The 13,577-nt window shown below is 66.7% G+C and carries 12 protein-coding genes; 6 read left to right on the top strand and 6 right to left on the bottom strand.

Features of this window, described 5'->3' with window-relative positions:
- Positions 1-57 precede the first annotated feature (57 nt).
- The gene (locus FQU96_RS28400) at positions 58-1,626 is read right to left on the bottom strand and encodes an alkaline phosphatase family protein (protein WP_146544753.1); all 1,569 of its coding nucleotides are present in this window, start codon (positions 1,624-1,626) and stop codon (positions 58-60) included.
- Positions 1,627-1,710: 84 nt separating this feature from the next.
- On the opposite strand from FQU96_RS28400, the gene FQU96_RS28395 reads away from it, so the two are divergent.
- The gene (locus FQU96_RS28395) at positions 1,711-2,283 is read left to right on the top strand and encodes a DUF924 family protein (protein WP_146544752.1); all 573 of its coding nucleotides are present in this window, start codon (positions 1,711-1,713) and stop codon (positions 2,281-2,283) included.
- A 14-nt stretch (positions 2,284-2,297) separates the two neighbouring features.
- Here the strand turns inward: FQU96_RS28395 and FQU96_RS28390 are convergent, their stop codons facing one another.
- Complete coding sequence (locus tag FQU96_RS28390; protein ID WP_146544751.1) at positions 2,298-3,179, bottom strand: 3-keto-5-aminohexanoate cleavage protein; 882 nt, start codon at positions 3,177-3,179, stop codon at positions 2,298-2,300.
- Positions 3,180-3,288: 109 nt separating this feature from the next.
- Here FQU96_RS28390 and FQU96_RS28385 point away from each other — a divergent pair, with 109 nt between their 5' ends.
- Complete coding sequence (locus tag FQU96_RS28385) at positions 3,289-3,759, top strand: Dps family protein (RefSeq protein WP_146544750.1); 471 nt, start codon at positions 3,289-3,291, stop codon at positions 3,757-3,759.
- 74 nt (positions 3,760-3,833) lie between these two features.
- Here FQU96_RS28385 and FQU96_RS28380 read toward each other — a convergent pair whose 3' ends face one another.
- The 3 genes from FQU96_RS28380 to FQU96_RS28370 form a co-directional block, all read right to left on the bottom strand.
- A complete protein-coding gene (locus FQU96_RS28380; RefSeq protein ID WP_146544749.1) occupies positions 3,834-4,712 on the bottom strand; it encodes a DUF882 domain-containing protein in 879 nt (292 codons plus the stop codon).
- 183 nt (positions 4,713-4,895) lie between these two features.
- Positions 4,896-7,361, bottom strand: coding sequence for a cation:proton antiporter (locus tag FQU96_RS28375; protein ID WP_146544748.1), 2,466 nt, complete (start codon positions 7,359-7,361; stop codon positions 4,896-4,898).
- A gap of 45 nt (positions 7,362-7,406) precedes the next feature.
- Positions 7,407-9,539: a serine/threonine-protein kinase gene (locus FQU96_RS28370; RefSeq protein ID WP_178130750.1), complete on the bottom strand. Its 2,133-nt coding sequence runs from the start codon at positions 9,537-9,539 to the stop codon at positions 7,407-7,409.
- Between the two features lie 266 nt (positions 9,540-9,805).
- Between FQU96_RS28370 and FQU96_RS28365 the strand changes: the two genes are divergently transcribed.
- The 3 genes from FQU96_RS28365 (at position 9,806) to FQU96_RS28355 (ending at position 12,041) form a co-directional block, all read left to right on the top strand.
- The gene (locus FQU96_RS28365) at positions 9,806-10,777 is read left to right on the top strand and encodes a tripartite tricarboxylate transporter substrate binding protein (RefSeq protein WP_146544746.1); all 972 of its coding nucleotides are present in this window, start codon (positions 9,806-9,808) and stop codon (positions 10,775-10,777) included.
- Between the two features lie 83 nt (positions 10,778-10,860).
- Positions 10,861-11,232, top strand: coding sequence for a hypothetical protein (locus FQU96_RS28360; RefSeq protein WP_146544745.1), 372 nt, complete (start codon positions 10,861-10,863; stop codon positions 11,230-11,232).
- A 26-nt stretch (positions 11,233-11,258) separates the two neighbouring features.
- Positions 11,259-12,041, top strand: a complete 783-nt coding sequence (locus FQU96_RS28355) for a thioesterase family protein (RefSeq protein ID WP_146544744.1) — start codon at positions 11,259-11,261, stop codon at positions 12,039-12,041.
- 9 nt (positions 12,042-12,050) lie between these two features.
- Here the strand turns inward: FQU96_RS28355 and FQU96_RS28350 are convergent, their stop codons facing one another.
- Entirely contained in the window at positions 12,051-12,893 is an 843-nt protein-coding gene (locus FQU96_RS28350; protein WP_146544743.1) for a LytTR family DNA-binding domain-containing protein, read from the bottom strand.
- Between the two features lie 123 nt (positions 12,894-13,016).
- Here FQU96_RS28350 and FQU96_RS28345 point away from each other — a divergent pair, with 123 nt between their 5' ends.
- Positions 13,017-13,556: a DUF6622 family protein gene (locus tag FQU96_RS28345; RefSeq protein ID WP_146544742.1), complete on the top strand. Its 540-nt coding sequence runs from the start codon at positions 13,017-13,019 to the stop codon at positions 13,554-13,556.
- Positions 13,557-13,577 lie beyond the last annotated feature (21 nt).

The following is a 13,577-nucleotide window of genomic DNA, read 5'->3' as shown; positions in this document are numbered from 1 at the left end:
TGGCTGTGCCTGATCGCCACAAAATCGCCGCGCACCGGTCATGCCTGCTGCAACTTGCTACCAGACGCCAAAAAAGATGCCGTGCTTCTTGTGGCTGGCGGTGCGCGCCTCGACATAGGCATCATCGACGGTGACCCGTGTCTTGCGAGCGCGCATCCAGTCGAACAGACGGGCATGCATCTCGTCGCGCACGGTCGCGTAGCCAGGATCGCGGCCGAGGTCGGCCATTTCACCGGGATCGCCCGCCAGATCGAAGAGCTGCGGCGGAAAATCCAGCCACCAGACATACTTCCAGCGCTCGGTGCGGACCATGAAGGCGCGGCAATCGCGCGGATGGCGGCCCAGCAGACGCCGCGCCTCGCGGAAGGAATAATCGAGTTCCGAGAAAACCGCGTCACGCCACACCCCTGCGGTCGCCGGCTGCCGGGTCAGCGGCAGCAGCGACCGCCCCTCGACGAGATGGCGCGCGGGCGGCAACCCGAGCGCATCGAGCGTCGTGGGCAACACATCGATGCCCTCGACCAGACGCCGATCGACGGTGCCGCGGGTGGCATCCGCCGCCGGGTCGGGGTCGACCACGATGAACGGCACCCGGACCGCTTCCTCGTAGAAGATCTCCTTTTCGCCCAGCCAGTGATCGCCCAGGAAATCGCCGTGGTCGGCGGTGAACACGATCAACGTGTCGTCAAAACGGCCCAGCCGCTGCAGGGTTGCGAACAGGCGGCCCAGGTGATCGTCGATCTGGGCGATCAAGCCCATGTAGGTAGGCCGCACCGTCGCCGGCGCATCGGGCCGGCTGAAGCTGACCGACTCCTCGTGCCGGCGATAGGCAGCCAGGACCGGATGCTGATTCTCCAGCTCTGCCGCACTGCGGTTGAGCGGCAGGCAGTCCTGCGGACCGTACAGGGCGTGATACGGCGCCGGCGCCATATACGGCCAGTGCGGCTTGACGTAGCTCAGGTGCAGGAACCAGGGCTGCTCGCCTTGTGCCTCGACAAAGCGAATGGCCTGGTCGGTCATGTACGCGGTCTCGGAGTGCGCCTCCTTCACCCGTGCCGGCAGGCGCGCGTTGCGCATGTGCCATCCCGACCGAGTCTCGCCATCGGGACCATCGGCGGCGATGACGAATGCGCTCCACGGATCGTCGGCCGCATAGCCGTGCTGACGCAGGAAAGCCGGATAGCCGCTCTCGGTGCCGGGCGGCGAGTGGCCATCGTAGCGGTCGAGTTCCTCGAAGCCGCCGTTGCGCAGCAAGGCCGCGAAGGCCGAACCGCCCTCGATACCGTAGCGCTCCAGGCCGTCGACATCCGGCAGAACGTGTGTCTTACCGGCAAGAGCCACGCGGATCCCGGCCGGCCGCAGGTAATCGCCGATCGTCTTCTCGCGTACGCTGAGCGGCACACGGTTCCAGGTCGCGCCATGGCTGAACATGTAGCGGCCGGTATAGAACGACATGCGCGACGGGCCGCAGACCGCCGACTGGACGTAGGCCTGCGGAAACAGCACGCCGCGTCGCGCCAGGGCGTCGATATGGGGCGTCTTCAGATGCGGGTGGCCGGCGCACGACAGATGGTCGGCGCGCAGCTGGTCACACATGATGAAAAGGATGTTGCGGACAGCGGCCATGGTCGGGGATCAGGAGCCGGGGATCAGGTATCAGGAGAATAGCCCTGTTCACCGATCCCTGATAACTGACTTCTGATCCCTGCCATGCCTGATCTCATCACCCACATCCTCGACTTCTGGTTCCTGCCGCCCGGTCATCCCGGCCATGGCAAGGACCGCACCATGTGGTTCAACGGCACGCCGGCGCTCGATGCCGAGATTGTCCGTCGATTCGGCGCCGCGATCGAAAAAGCCCTGGATGGCCATTACGATCATCTGGCGCGCACGCCGCGGGGCGCTCTGGCGCTATGCCTGATGCTGGACCAGATGACCCGCAACGCGTTTCGCGGCACCGGCCGTGCCTTTGCCGGCGACGCCCGCGCGCGGCGGATCGCCAGGGCAGCGCTGGCGCGCGGCTTCGATCGCAGGCTGCCGCGCGTTCAACGCAGCTTTCTGTACATGCCTTTCCACCACAGCGAGTCGCAGGGCGATCAGAATCGCAGCATCGGATTGCTGTGGCGGGTGCACGGTCCCGGTCCGCTCAAATACTCGGTGGATCACCGCGACATCGTCGTACGCTTCGGTCGATTTCCTCACCGCAATGCCGCGCTCGGACGCACTGATACGCCGGCGGAACAGGCCTATCTCGGGGGCGTACACGCACGCTTCGGACAGTAGGCTTCGTGCCTGTCCTAGGCTGCCGCTAATGCCGCACGCATGTCGGCGGCGCTGGCGAGCGCGCCCCCGGCAGCCTCGACCAGACGGCGCGCACGGTCGACCAGCGACCGGTTGTCGGCTGCACTACCCAGTGGCACATCTTCCAGGCCGACGCGGACGTGCCCTCTGCGCAGCACGGCAGTCTCGATGAGCGGCTCGATCTCGACACCCAGCCCTGCAATCATCCAGGGCGCGTCGGGCGCCTCCAGTGCCAGCAGCCGCAGGTAGGCGTCGAGCGCCCAATCCTGCGCCGGAAAGCCGAACGCCATGTCCTGTGAGAACATGAAGCGGTAAAGCGGCACCGGCGTTCCCGGGCAAGCGCGGTGCAGCGCCGCGCCCAGCCGCAGGAAACCGGGCTCATAGATGGCGTAGGACGGCGTGCGTGCATGGCGGCGCGCCAGATCGAGCCCGTGGCGGATATGGTCTTCCGGGTTGGCATAGACGAATCCCGGCCTCGCCGCCGCGATCGCGGCATAGTGCGCGAGGTTCGTCGAGCCGGGGTCGACCCCGACCCACTCGATCAGACCGGCCTTCACCAGGGCATCGACGGCGGCATAGCGCTGTGCCGGGGTCAACGGCGATGGTGAATCGACACTGCCGGCAAACGGGATCGTGGGGTAGCAGACGACATCGACGGCAGCGCGGATGCGCTCGATGATCGGCGCATAGATCTCGTAGTCGTCGCGCTGGCGGCCTGTCACGGAATCGTAGGCGTGCATGTGGATGATGGCAGCCCCTGCTTCGGCGCAGGCGATCGCATCGCGCACGATGTCATCCGCGGTGATCGGGATGTTGGGCTGATGTCGGCGCGACCAGGGTCCGTTGACGGCAACTTCCAACCACACCTTGTGTGTCATGCAGCCCTCCCTGTCGTCGCTGCAGGCGTGCTCGAACGTCGCGGTTGAGCAGCCGTCGATCGACATTACATTGAAACACGTGGTGCAAAAGTAAGGAGCACGAAAAAAAATGGCCGCCGTTAATCTTGGACTATCCGACAACGCGCGCCGGCAGGTCGCCGAATCGCTGGGGGCGATCCTGGCCGACCATTACCTGCTGGCGCTGAAGACGCAGAACTTCCACTGGAACGTCACCGGACCGAACTTCCAGGGCCTGCATGCCCTGTTCGGCGCGCAGTACGCGGCCCTGCACGCTGCCCTCGACGAGGTCGCCGAGCGCATTCGCACGCTGGGCTTTCCGGCACCGGGCGGCTTCGTTGCCTATGGCAAGCTGGCGACGCTGCCGGAGGCCAAGGGTGGCGAAAGCTGGGGCCAGATGTGCGAGCAGCTCGCCGCCGACAACGACAGCCTGGTGCAGCGCTGCCGGCCGGTGCGTGAGCTGGCCGAAAGCCTGGGCGACGCCGAAACCGGCGACTTGATGATCGAGCGCATGGACGCTCTGGCCAAGGCAGCCTGGATGCTGCGCAGCCACGTGGGCTGAGCGCCGACGCCAAAAGAAAAAGGCCGGCGGAAGCCGGCCTTTTTTGTTGGATCGTCTGACCTCAGCGCCTGGGTCTACCAGTAACGCACCGAGCCGGTGTCGAGGTGGACGAAGCCTGAGCGCGGATAGTATCCGACGCCGCCGAGCCCGAGGTCCCGCGCCGCCTGTCGAATCTGATAAGCCGTATAGCCGGGCAGCTTCACGTCCATGGCCTGCCCCCGCATATGAAGGCTGTCGGAGGCCACGCCGCGGCTGGCGCTGGCAAGCCAAGCGTTGGTCTCGGGCGAGCGATATGCCGATAGCACCTCGTACGGTCCATCGGCGCCCAGCGACCGCTTCACGTGCCACAGGATGTCGAACAGCTGCGGGTCCATCTGAACCGAGTCGCCGTTGCGCGAGTCACGCAGGAAGGCATTCACCCGGTCGAGTTCGGACTGAACGTAGCGGCCATCGCGCCGGTAGGTGACCGTAAGCGATTCCTGGCTGTTGACACTGTAGAACGACAGCGTCCGCGGGCTGCCATCGTCGGGCGGCGGCGGCAGCTTTTCCTGCGGCGGCGCATAGAGCGACGGCATCACAGGAACGGCGCCGAAGCGCGTGCTGCGCAGCGTCGCCGGCGCCCGCGAGCCGATGGCACGGCCGCCATAGCCAATCCGGGACACGCGCGTGTTCTGCCGCGATGCGACCTGCTGGCGGGCAGCGACCGATGATTTCGTGGCACCCGGCCGCTGCGTCGTTGCAGCAGTCTTGGTCGTGGGCGTTTTCGCCGAAACGACCGCAGGTTTGGTTGTGGGCTTGGTCACCGGCTTCTGGGCCGTTGCAGCGGCCTGCTTGGCGGGAGCCTTGCTTACTGTGACTTTTTTGGGCGCGGTCGATTGCGCCATCCCATTTGAAACGATCGATATGCCGACAGCAAACGCCAGCAACGCCGTTACATACTTTGCGGCCGCCATGTACGCTTCACTCCGCTGCAAAGGGGTGTTGCAGAAATGCCACGCCTTTTTAACCGTCAATATGTTGAGTGCAAACCCCTTTTTGGTTCACCAATATGAGCGCTCATTTTCAACCAAGCTGTTAACTGGCATCGCCTTGCTGCCACGCAGCGCGAAATTTCAGGCGTTTGAGTCAACTTCCTGTCATCCGCGCCGCTGGGCGGCGACCGTTTCGATCTCCTGGCGCATCTCGGGACGCGCGGTCAGCAGCCGACGGAAGGCATGGGCGTCCAGGCGCAGCAGGTGGCAGACGCCCTTGGCCACGACGTCGGCATTGCGCGGCTTGTGCTCCAGCAGTGCCACCTCGCCGAAGAAAGCGCCTTCGCCCAACTCGACATCGCCCATCGCCAGTTTCACCTTGGCGACGCCGGCGGCGATGAAATACATCGCATCGCCGCGCTCGCCACGCGCCACGATCTTCTGTCCCGGCAACACGACGCGCGCCCGCAGCAGCTTGCCCACGGCAGCCACCTCGCCGGTATCGAGGCCGGCGAACAGCGGCACGCGCTCGATCATCGCCGTCAACTTCAGGCCCAGCCGCAGCGGCGGCCGGCGATTGGCTTCGGCGCGTCGTTCCTGCAGCGCATGCTGCAGGTCCCTGTAGACCTCCTGGCTGATGGCGAAATTGCCCAGCTGGCGATCGTATTCATCCGCCTCCATCCGAATGGCGATGCGTTGCAGGTGCTGGCCACGGATGGTGTCGGCATAATCGCCGTACTGCAGCGACAACGCCTTCAGCGCGCCTTCAATGCCTTCCAGCCGCTCGTCCAACAGCTCAGCCAGACGGTCGGCCACGGCGGCGCCCAGCAGGTCCGCCACGTCGGTGCGATTGAACGCCTTCAGTTCATGCAGCACGCTGCGCTCGACCATCAATGTCTCGAAGCGATCGGCCAAGCGGTCCGACAACGGCCGTTCCCAGCCGAAAGTCTGGTGCAGCCACAGCGTGATGCGAAAGCCCCGGTCGACCACGACGTCCTGCCGCAGCGCCAGCGCATAACCGGCGACACCTTCCGTCTGCACTTGGTCGATCAACCGGTCGGCGGACGCGACCAGCATGGTGGCGATGTGCCGCGAGATCGACTGGTGCCCGAACCGCCACAGATAGAGCTCGCGCTCGCGCGCGCAGAGCGTACGCAGTCCATAGGCGACCCGTTTGTCGATCGGCAACGCGATATCGGCCTGCGACGTCGAGGCATGCCCCAGTTCCAGGTGCGGCAGGCGCTGGGCCATGTCGGCTTCGGCGCCGTAGATCTTCGCCGCCTCGCGGACCTGGGTCGCCACCGACGCCCACGACAGCAGCAGCACGCGATCGCGCAGCACCTTGTCGGTCTCGTCGAGCTCGTTCAAGCCGAAGAAGCGCATCAGCGGCCGCAGGGTGGGCGCATTGACGAACAGCGTAGCCAGCACGAACAGCGTCGCGAGGATGGCGACGAAATCACGGACGTCCTGCGGCAGCCGCTCGTTGCCGTACGCGACCAGAGCCAGCGCCAGCGTTACGGCGCCGCGCAAGCCGCCCCAGACCAGCATGGTCTTGTATCGGTGATCGACGGGCTGAACGCGGCCGACCGCCTCCAGCACCGGCAACAACCCGTACAGCACCAAGGCACGGGCACCGAATGCGGCGACGTACAGCGCCAGCACGGCACCGACATGCCACCAATGGAACCCCGCCAGCACGCGCGCCGCCACCACCGCCGCCAACAGGAAGATCAGCGAGCTGGCCCAGAATTCGAGCTGATGCCAGGTGTGACGCAAGGCCTCCCATTGATGCGGCTGCAGGCGCGTTGGCCCGAGCGTCGCAAATGTCAGCGCCGCGACGACGACCGCCACGACGCCGGACACGTGCAGGTACTTGTCACCCAGGATGTAGGCGACGTAGGCGAGGCCGACGGTGACCGAAGCCAGGCCTACGATCGAGCCGCCCAGCCGCATGACGATGAACAGAGCGATGTAGGCCAGCACGATGCCCAACGCGACGCCGCCGGCAAACTCGCGTAGGAAATCCAGTCCCGGCGCCGCAGCATCGGGCACGATGTGATGGACCAGCACGTTGATCAGGATACCGAACGTGGCGATGGCGGCGGCATCGTTGAACAGCGCTTCGCCCTCGGCCAGGATCGACAGCCGCTTGGGCGCGCCGACCTCGCGAAAGATGCCGATCACCGCTGCCGGATCAGTGGTCGAAACGACGGCGCCCAGCAGCAGGCATACGTAGATGTCCACACCCGTGGCCACGTGAACGACACCGCCCACGACGCCGATGCAGACGAACACGGCCACAATGGCCAGCAGCAGCACCGCCGACACTTCGTCAAACAGGCGGCGAACGTCGATGGTCAGCCCCGCCGTGAACAGGAGCGGCGGCAGGAAGACGTAGAGGAATGCGCCCGGACTGGCGCCGACCGTGCCCAGGCCATCGAACACGTCACCCGGCAGACCGAACCGGTGCGTATCCGTTCCCACCCAGGCGCCGGCCGCGCCCAGAGCGATGCCCAGGACAGCCAGCAGGACCGTATGCGGAATGCGGAACCGCTCGGCCACCGGCAGCAGGACGCTGACCAATATCAGCGCCAGCGCGATGGCCAATATCGCGACAACAATCTCCGTCAAGCCGCCCCCGTCCGTCGCCGTGCCGACGGCGAGCGCCGGCCTGTCTTAGTCGTCGGCGCGTGCCAGACTGCCTGCGCGCCACTCGCCCGACGACATGTGGCCGTCAGGCGCAACGGAGACACCGTAGCCGTCAGCGACGCCATCGACAAACGTTCCGTGGAACCGCACACCGTCCGGCCCCACGAGGATTCCCGGTCCATGGCGCTTGCCGCCGCGGAAGCCTCCCTCGTAGCGCCAACCCGAGGACGTGGTCTCGACCCCGGGTCCCTCCAGAACGCCGTTCTGCCAGACGCCGGCGCGGGTCGTGACGTCGCGCCCGTCGCCTACAGTCCGGACACCCGCACCCTGCGGCTGGCCGGCCTTGACCTCACCGAAATATCGTTCTTCGCGGCTCAAGCGGAAAACGCCGATGCCTTCCGGCAAGCCGTGCCGCCACTCGCCTTCGTAGGAGCGGCCGTCGCCAGCGCGCAGCATGCCCAGCCCTTCCAGGCGATCGCCTTTCCACTCCCCGGACTGGCGCTCGCCATTGCGCAGCTCGGCAACCCCCAGGCCGTCGCGCCGGCCATCGGCACGCTGGCCGATATAGGCAGACCCGTCATCGAACGTGAGCCGCTCGGCGCCCGGAAGATCCGACTTGGCGGCCTCCGCGGCACGGATCCGGGCATCACCGGCGCGCTCCATGGCGCGTCGGTGCGCCTTCTCGGCCAGCTCGGCCATCGACTTCGCTTGCGATGCCGCCTGCCGCGCGATGTCCAGCGTCTTGTCACGCCCCGCCTTGCTGGCGCCAGGCGCCTGCGCACTGGACGGCGTCTGACTGGCTTTGCTCAGCAGCTCATCGATCGATCCGACCTGGCCGGCCGTCGATCCTGAACCGGCCGGCGGTGGTTTGATCGGCACCGGGTCGCCCTTCGGTACGACCGACGCTGGCGGCACCCCGGCGGCCTTTTGTGCGGGCGGCGCGGTTGGCGTCGGCGGCGGTGTGGCGGTGCCCGCAGGTTGCTGCGTATCAGCCGTCTGCGATTGCCCGGTGCCGGGCAACGTACGCCACGCGTAGAGACCGGCGGCTCCTAACAGGACAACGCCCAGGATCAACGCAACGCTTTTCCCGCGGCCACCGCCGCTTGCCGGCCGCCGCGGCGGCGGTGCAGCCAGGCGCACGCGCTGCGAGTCATCAGCGCCGCCCAGGCGCAACGGCACGAGCGGCGTCGACGCCGCCAGCGTCAGCGGCGCCTGCATCAGCCGCGTCTGGGCACCTGCCGGTGTCGTGTCGCCCAGCTCTTCCAGCGCGGCTGCTTCCGCCGGCGCCGGGCCCATCGACTGACGCCATGCGGCGACGCTCTGCGGCCGATCTTCGGGGTGGACGGCCAAGCCGTGATCAATCGCGCTGAGGAACAGCTCGCTGTGACCGGCGATGCCGGCATCGACCAGGGGCTGACAGGGATCCTTGCGTACGCGCCCCGGTGCTTCCGGCGGCGGATCGCCGGTGATGGCATGTCGCATCACTGCGGCCAGGGCGTAGATGTCGGTCCACGGCCCCTGCTCGGCATCGGCCTGGTATTGCTCCAGCGGTGCGTAGCGTGGCGTCACGATGCTGGTGAGCGTCGCGCCGCCGCGCAGCAGGGCCTGACGTGCGGCGCCGAAATCGATCAGCACCGGCGTGCCGTCGCTGCGGATGATGATGTTGGACGGCTTGATGTCGCGATGGAGGAAGCCAGCCGCGTGGACACGCGCCAGACCATCCATCAGGCCTTCGAGCAGCGTGCGCACCCGCGCCGCCGACAGGCGACCGGGCCCCGTCAGCAGGGTGGCCAACGAGCGGCCCTCCTCGTACTCCATCACGATGTAGGCGGTGCCGTTGGCTTCAAAAAATCGTAACACCGGCACGATGTTGACGTGACGAAAGCGCGCCAGCGTGCGCGCCTCTTCCAGAAAGCGATCGAGGCCCCAGCGATAATCATCTGCCACGCGTCGCGTGCGCGGCATCACCGTGGCGCCTTCGGCCCGGACGGCGAACTGGGCAGGCAGGTATTCCTTGACCGCGACCTTCTTGCGCAGGCTCGAGTCGGTCGCGAGGTAGGTGATACCGAAGCCGCCATGCCCCAGCACCCGCTCGATCTGATACTCGTGCAGCGCGTGGCGCGGCGGCAGGGCGATGGGATAATCGGCTGATGTCATCATGAAAATGGCCGGTCGAATGGAACGACCGGCGCAAGGTGGATGTTCGACCGCGAATCGGGCGGGAAAAGGGCGCTGGTCCGGCCGAAAGACGATCCTTGCGAGCGCCATCATGCCTATCGTGCATGACACCGCTGCAAATCAAACGACCGCCACACGCAAGGACCGCGGGCCAGGAATGAACATCCGATTCGCAAAATCAGACGGCGTCAGTCAGGCCGGCGCGTGCTAAGGCCCACACGCCTTTCGTCGCTGTCCGAGGTCAAATCATGTCCCTGTGCCGCCGCGCTTTTTTTGCCGGCATCGGCTTCGCTGCCGTCGCGTCGTCGGCGCGCGCGCAATCGTGGCCAGCCAAGCCGGTCCGTCTTGTCGTCCCCTATCCGGCCGGGGGTTCCACCGACGTGCTGGCGCGCGTCATCGCCGAGAAGCTGACAGCGGCGCTGGGGCAGCAGGTGATTGTCGACAACAAGCCGGGCGCCAGCGGCAACCTGGGCAGCGACCTCGTGGCCAAGGCCCCGGCCGATGGCTACACGCTGGTGATGGGCAATAACGCCACACATGCCACCAACCAGAGCCTGTTCCCCAACCACCCCTACGACGCCGCCAAGGACTTTGCGCCGATTGCCCTGGTCGCTGGTGTCACGCATGTGCTGGTGGTTCATCCCGATGTGCCGGCGGCCGACATCCGCGCCTTCGTCGCCTGGGCCAAGGCGCAGGGCGGCAAGGTGAACTATGCCTCCACCGGCAACGGCTCGGCCTCGCATCTGACGATGGAACTGTTCAAGGGCTTGGCCAAGTTCGATGCCGTGCATGTGCCCTACAAGGGCACGGCGCCGGCGGTGCAGGATCTGGTCGGCGGTCAGGTGCCGACCAGCTTCCAGACCATGCCGTCGGTGATCGGCCAGATCCGCGCCGGCAAGCTGCGGGCGCTGGCCACCACCGGCAAGACGCGCGCCGCGGCACTGCCCGATGTGCCAACCGTGGCCGAGACGTTGTCGCCCGGCTTCGAGTCCGATGCCTGGTTTGCGCTCTTCGCGCCGGCTGGCACGCCGGCCGACATCATCAACCGCCTCAACGCCGAGACCCTCAAGGCCATGGCGCTGCCGGACGTGAAAGAGGTCGCGGCGAAGGCCGGCTTCGACGTCGTCACGTCGTCGCCCGCCGAGCTCGGCACGTTCGTGAAGTCTGAAATCGAGAAGTGGGCGAAGGTGGTGAAGGCATCCGGGGCGACGGTCGATTGAGCTCTTTTACCTGATGCGTAATCGACAAAGCCGGCCCGCGTGCCGGAAGGTCGGTGGAACACGCATTGGAAAGAGAGGACTCCATGGCCGACCTCCACGAGCTGGTGAGCCGCTACGTCGCCGTCTGGAATGAACCCGATCCCGTGAGTCGGCGCCAGCAGATCGCGGCCCTGTGGGCTGACGACGGCAGCCACTTCACACCGAACCAGGACTATCACGGCTACACCGCGCTGGAGACGCGCATCACCGGGGCCTACGACAAGTGGGTGCGCGATGGCGGCCACGTCTTCCGGCCCCGCGATCCCGTCGACGGCCACCACGACACCGTGCGTTTCCAGTGGGAAATGGTGCGCGACAACACCGTGGTGTCGGTCGGCTTCGACTTCCTGCTGCTGGGCGAGGATGGTCGCATTCGGGCCGACTACCAGTTCCTCGACCAGCCTCCCACGGCCTGACCGACGACGGCGTTTCGGAGTCGATCATGGAAGCGGTCTACACCATCGACGGCCCACGGGCCGTGCCCAGCCGCTATGCCGGTGGGCCTTGGAACACGTCACTGCAGCACGGCGGCGCGCCAGCGGGACTGATCGCCTGGGCGGCCGAGGCGATACCGGCCGACCAGCCCATGCAGGTCGCGCGGCTGACCATCGATCTGCTGCGGCCGGTGCCGGTGGCGCCGCTCACGGTGAGCACCGAGGTTATCCGCGAAGGCCGCAAGATCCAGCTGTGCGGTGTCCGGCTCGCGGCCGAGGGAACCGAGGTGGTGCGGGCAAGCGTGCTGAAGATCCGTTCCGCGCAGCATGCCCTGCCACCGGCGACACTGGATCGGCCGCTTGACGTGCCTCAGCCCGATCAGTGCCGGGAGGCGACCGAGATCGCCGAGGTTTCCATCGACAACCCGTTCCTGACCGGTGTTTCGGTGCGCGTCGCCAAAGGCTCGCTGCGCCGACCGGGGCCGGCATCGGTGTGGTTCCGGGCCGATCGGCCGATCGTGCAGGGCGCGCCGATCTCGGCCCTGATGCGCGCGGCGCTGACGTCGGACTTCAGCAACGGCACCGCGACCGCACTCGATTTCGATCGCTGGACCTTCATCAACGGTGACTTGACCATCAGCCTGGCCCGACTGCCGATGGACGACTGGATCCTGGTCGATGCCGAAACCTGGCTGGGACCGACATCCACCGGCATCGCGTTCGCCAAGCTGGCCGATCGGCATGGTTATTTCGGACGCGCCGTTCAGAGCCTGGTCGTCGAACCTCGTTAACGCGGGCTGCTACCGGTCCAGCCAGCCGCTCGCCTTAACGGCATCCCGGTAGGTCTTGCTGACCGGTACGCGCACGCCGTTGCGCAGCACCAGCGCCAGCTTGCCGGCCTCGCGGTCGGCCTGCGCAACGGCCCCGTGCGCCACCCACCACGACCGATGCACCTGCAGGCCGCTGCTCTCGCCCAGCTCGGCCACAGCATCGCGCAGGCGCAGAAGAATGAGCGTGCTGCCCAAGGCAGTATGGACCCGCGCATAGTGGTCTTCCATTTCCAACGCCAGCAGGTCACGCCCCAGTTCCGGCGGCAGGCGACGCAGGAAGGCATCGGACGTCGACCTTGGCGGCACCGGCTCGCTCGCGCCCGACATGTCCTCGGCAGGGCAGGGCGGTGTCGGCGGAGGTGCGGCCGGTGACGGCGTCGTCAGCTCCGTTGTTCCCGCACGCGAACGCAGCCGCAGCTCGACCGCCTGGCCGATGGCGACCGATACGACGATGGTGAGCACCGTCGCGTCCATCAGTAGATAGGGCAAGTCCGCCATCGGCGGGACACGACGAAACAGCGCCTCGGCACTCCAGGCAATGGCCGTCATCGGCACGCCGCCGATAAAGCCCGCGACCACCATGCGCGCGACCACCGGCCAGCCCTGCAGCGGTTCGATCCGGTCGATGCCGGCACCAATCGCCGTCATCAGGATCCAACCCGTCAGCATGCACAGCGTCCAGTAGGCAGCCCGCAGATCCAACGGCAAGTCGCGGTAGGTTCCGTAAGGCCCGACCAGCGCCAGGACCGCCGCCGCGATAAGCACGTACAAAAGCTGCTGCGGCAGCGACTGGAAGAACGTCGATTCGCGCATCGCGAATCGATCAATGCCGTTGTTTGGCGCAAAACGCCAGCGATTCCACGAACTTGGGATGGCCTGTCGAGCAGGGGGCCGCGCATATCGACGCCAGCGGTCCAGCAACGACGGCAGGGTTTCATGTCAGCAATCTTACAGACGATCATCCATACACCGGTCTGGGTGTGGGCGTTGCTGGCCCTGATCCTGTGGCTGGGCTGGAGCGGCTTGCGCACCCGCACCGTCGTCCCGGGCCGGCTCGCCATCCTGCCGGTCGTGGCAACCTCCATATCACTCTTCAATGCCCTGACATCGGCACAGCCCCTCCTCGCCATGCCCGTCTGGCTGGTCGGGCTGTCAGTCGGCGCCCCGCTGGGCGTGCTGATCGCGCGTCAGCGCGGCCTTGAAGTCGAGCCGAATGGTCTTCGCGTGCGGCTGGCCGGAAGCTGGTTTCCCATGGTCCTGGGTCTGTCGATCTTCACGATCCGCTACGGGATGGGTGTAACAGCCGCGTTCCATCCGGCTTGGGTCCGTGATCCAGCATGGGTGATCACCGCCAGCGCCGTGAGCGGCGTGGTCGCCGGCATCGCGCTGGGATGGCTGGCCTGCCTGCTGCTGCGACACCGGCGGGCGCTGCGGCCGGTGGGTGGCAACGCAAACCGCGCCATCACTGCGACCTGACAGAGAGGTCCGGATGTCATC

Origin of the sequence: Reyranella sp. CPCC 100927 (assembly GCF_007859315.1) — a bacterium.
Lineage (GTDB): Bacteria > Pseudomonadota > Alphaproteobacteria > Reyranellales > Reyranellaceae > Vineibacter.
Note: the sequence above shows the minus strand (reverse complement) of the source record. Positions and strands in the feature narration are given on the sequence as shown.

Coding starts and splice junctions, on each gene's coding strand:
- FQU96_RS28350 (WP_146544743.1), bottom strand. CDS start 12,893: ATGCGCGAATCGACGTTCTTCCAGTCGCTGCCGCAGCAGCTTTTGTAC.
- FQU96_RS28380 (WP_146544749.1), bottom strand. CDS start 4,712: ATGGCGGCCGCAAAGTATGTAACGGCGTTGCTGGCGTTTGCTGTCGGC.
- FQU96_RS28355 (WP_146544744.1), top strand. CDS start 11,259: ATGGAAGCGGTCTACACCATCGACGGCCCACGGGCCGTGCCCAGCCGC.
- FQU96_RS28345 (WP_146544742.1), top strand. CDS start 13,017: ATGTCAGCAATCTTACAGACGATCATCCATACACCGGTCTGGGTGTGG.
- FQU96_RS28390 (WP_146544751.1), bottom strand. CDS start 3,179: ATGACACACAAGGTGTGGTTGGAAGTTGCCGTCAACGGACCCTGGTCG.
- FQU96_RS28385 (WP_146544750.1), top strand. CDS start 3,289: ATGGCCGCCGTTAATCTTGGACTATCCGACAACGCGCGCCGGCAGGTC.
- FQU96_RS28395 (WP_146544752.1), top strand. CDS start 1,711: ATGCCTGATCTCATCACCCACATCCTCGACTTCTGGTTCCTGCCGCCC.
- FQU96_RS28360 (WP_146544745.1), top strand. CDS start 10,861: ATGGCCGACCTCCACGAGCTGGTGAGCCGCTACGTCGCCGTCTGGAAT.
- FQU96_RS28365 (WP_146544746.1), top strand. CDS start 9,806: ATGTCCCTGTGCCGCCGCGCTTTTTTTGCCGGCATCGGCTTCGCTGCC.
- FQU96_RS28400 (WP_146544753.1), bottom strand. CDS start 1,626: ATGGCCGCTGTCCGCAACATCCTTTTCATCATGTGTGACCAGCTGCGC.
- FQU96_RS28370 (WP_178130750.1), bottom strand. CDS start 9,539: ATGATGACATCAGCCGATTATCCCATCGCCCTGCCGCCGCGCCACGCG.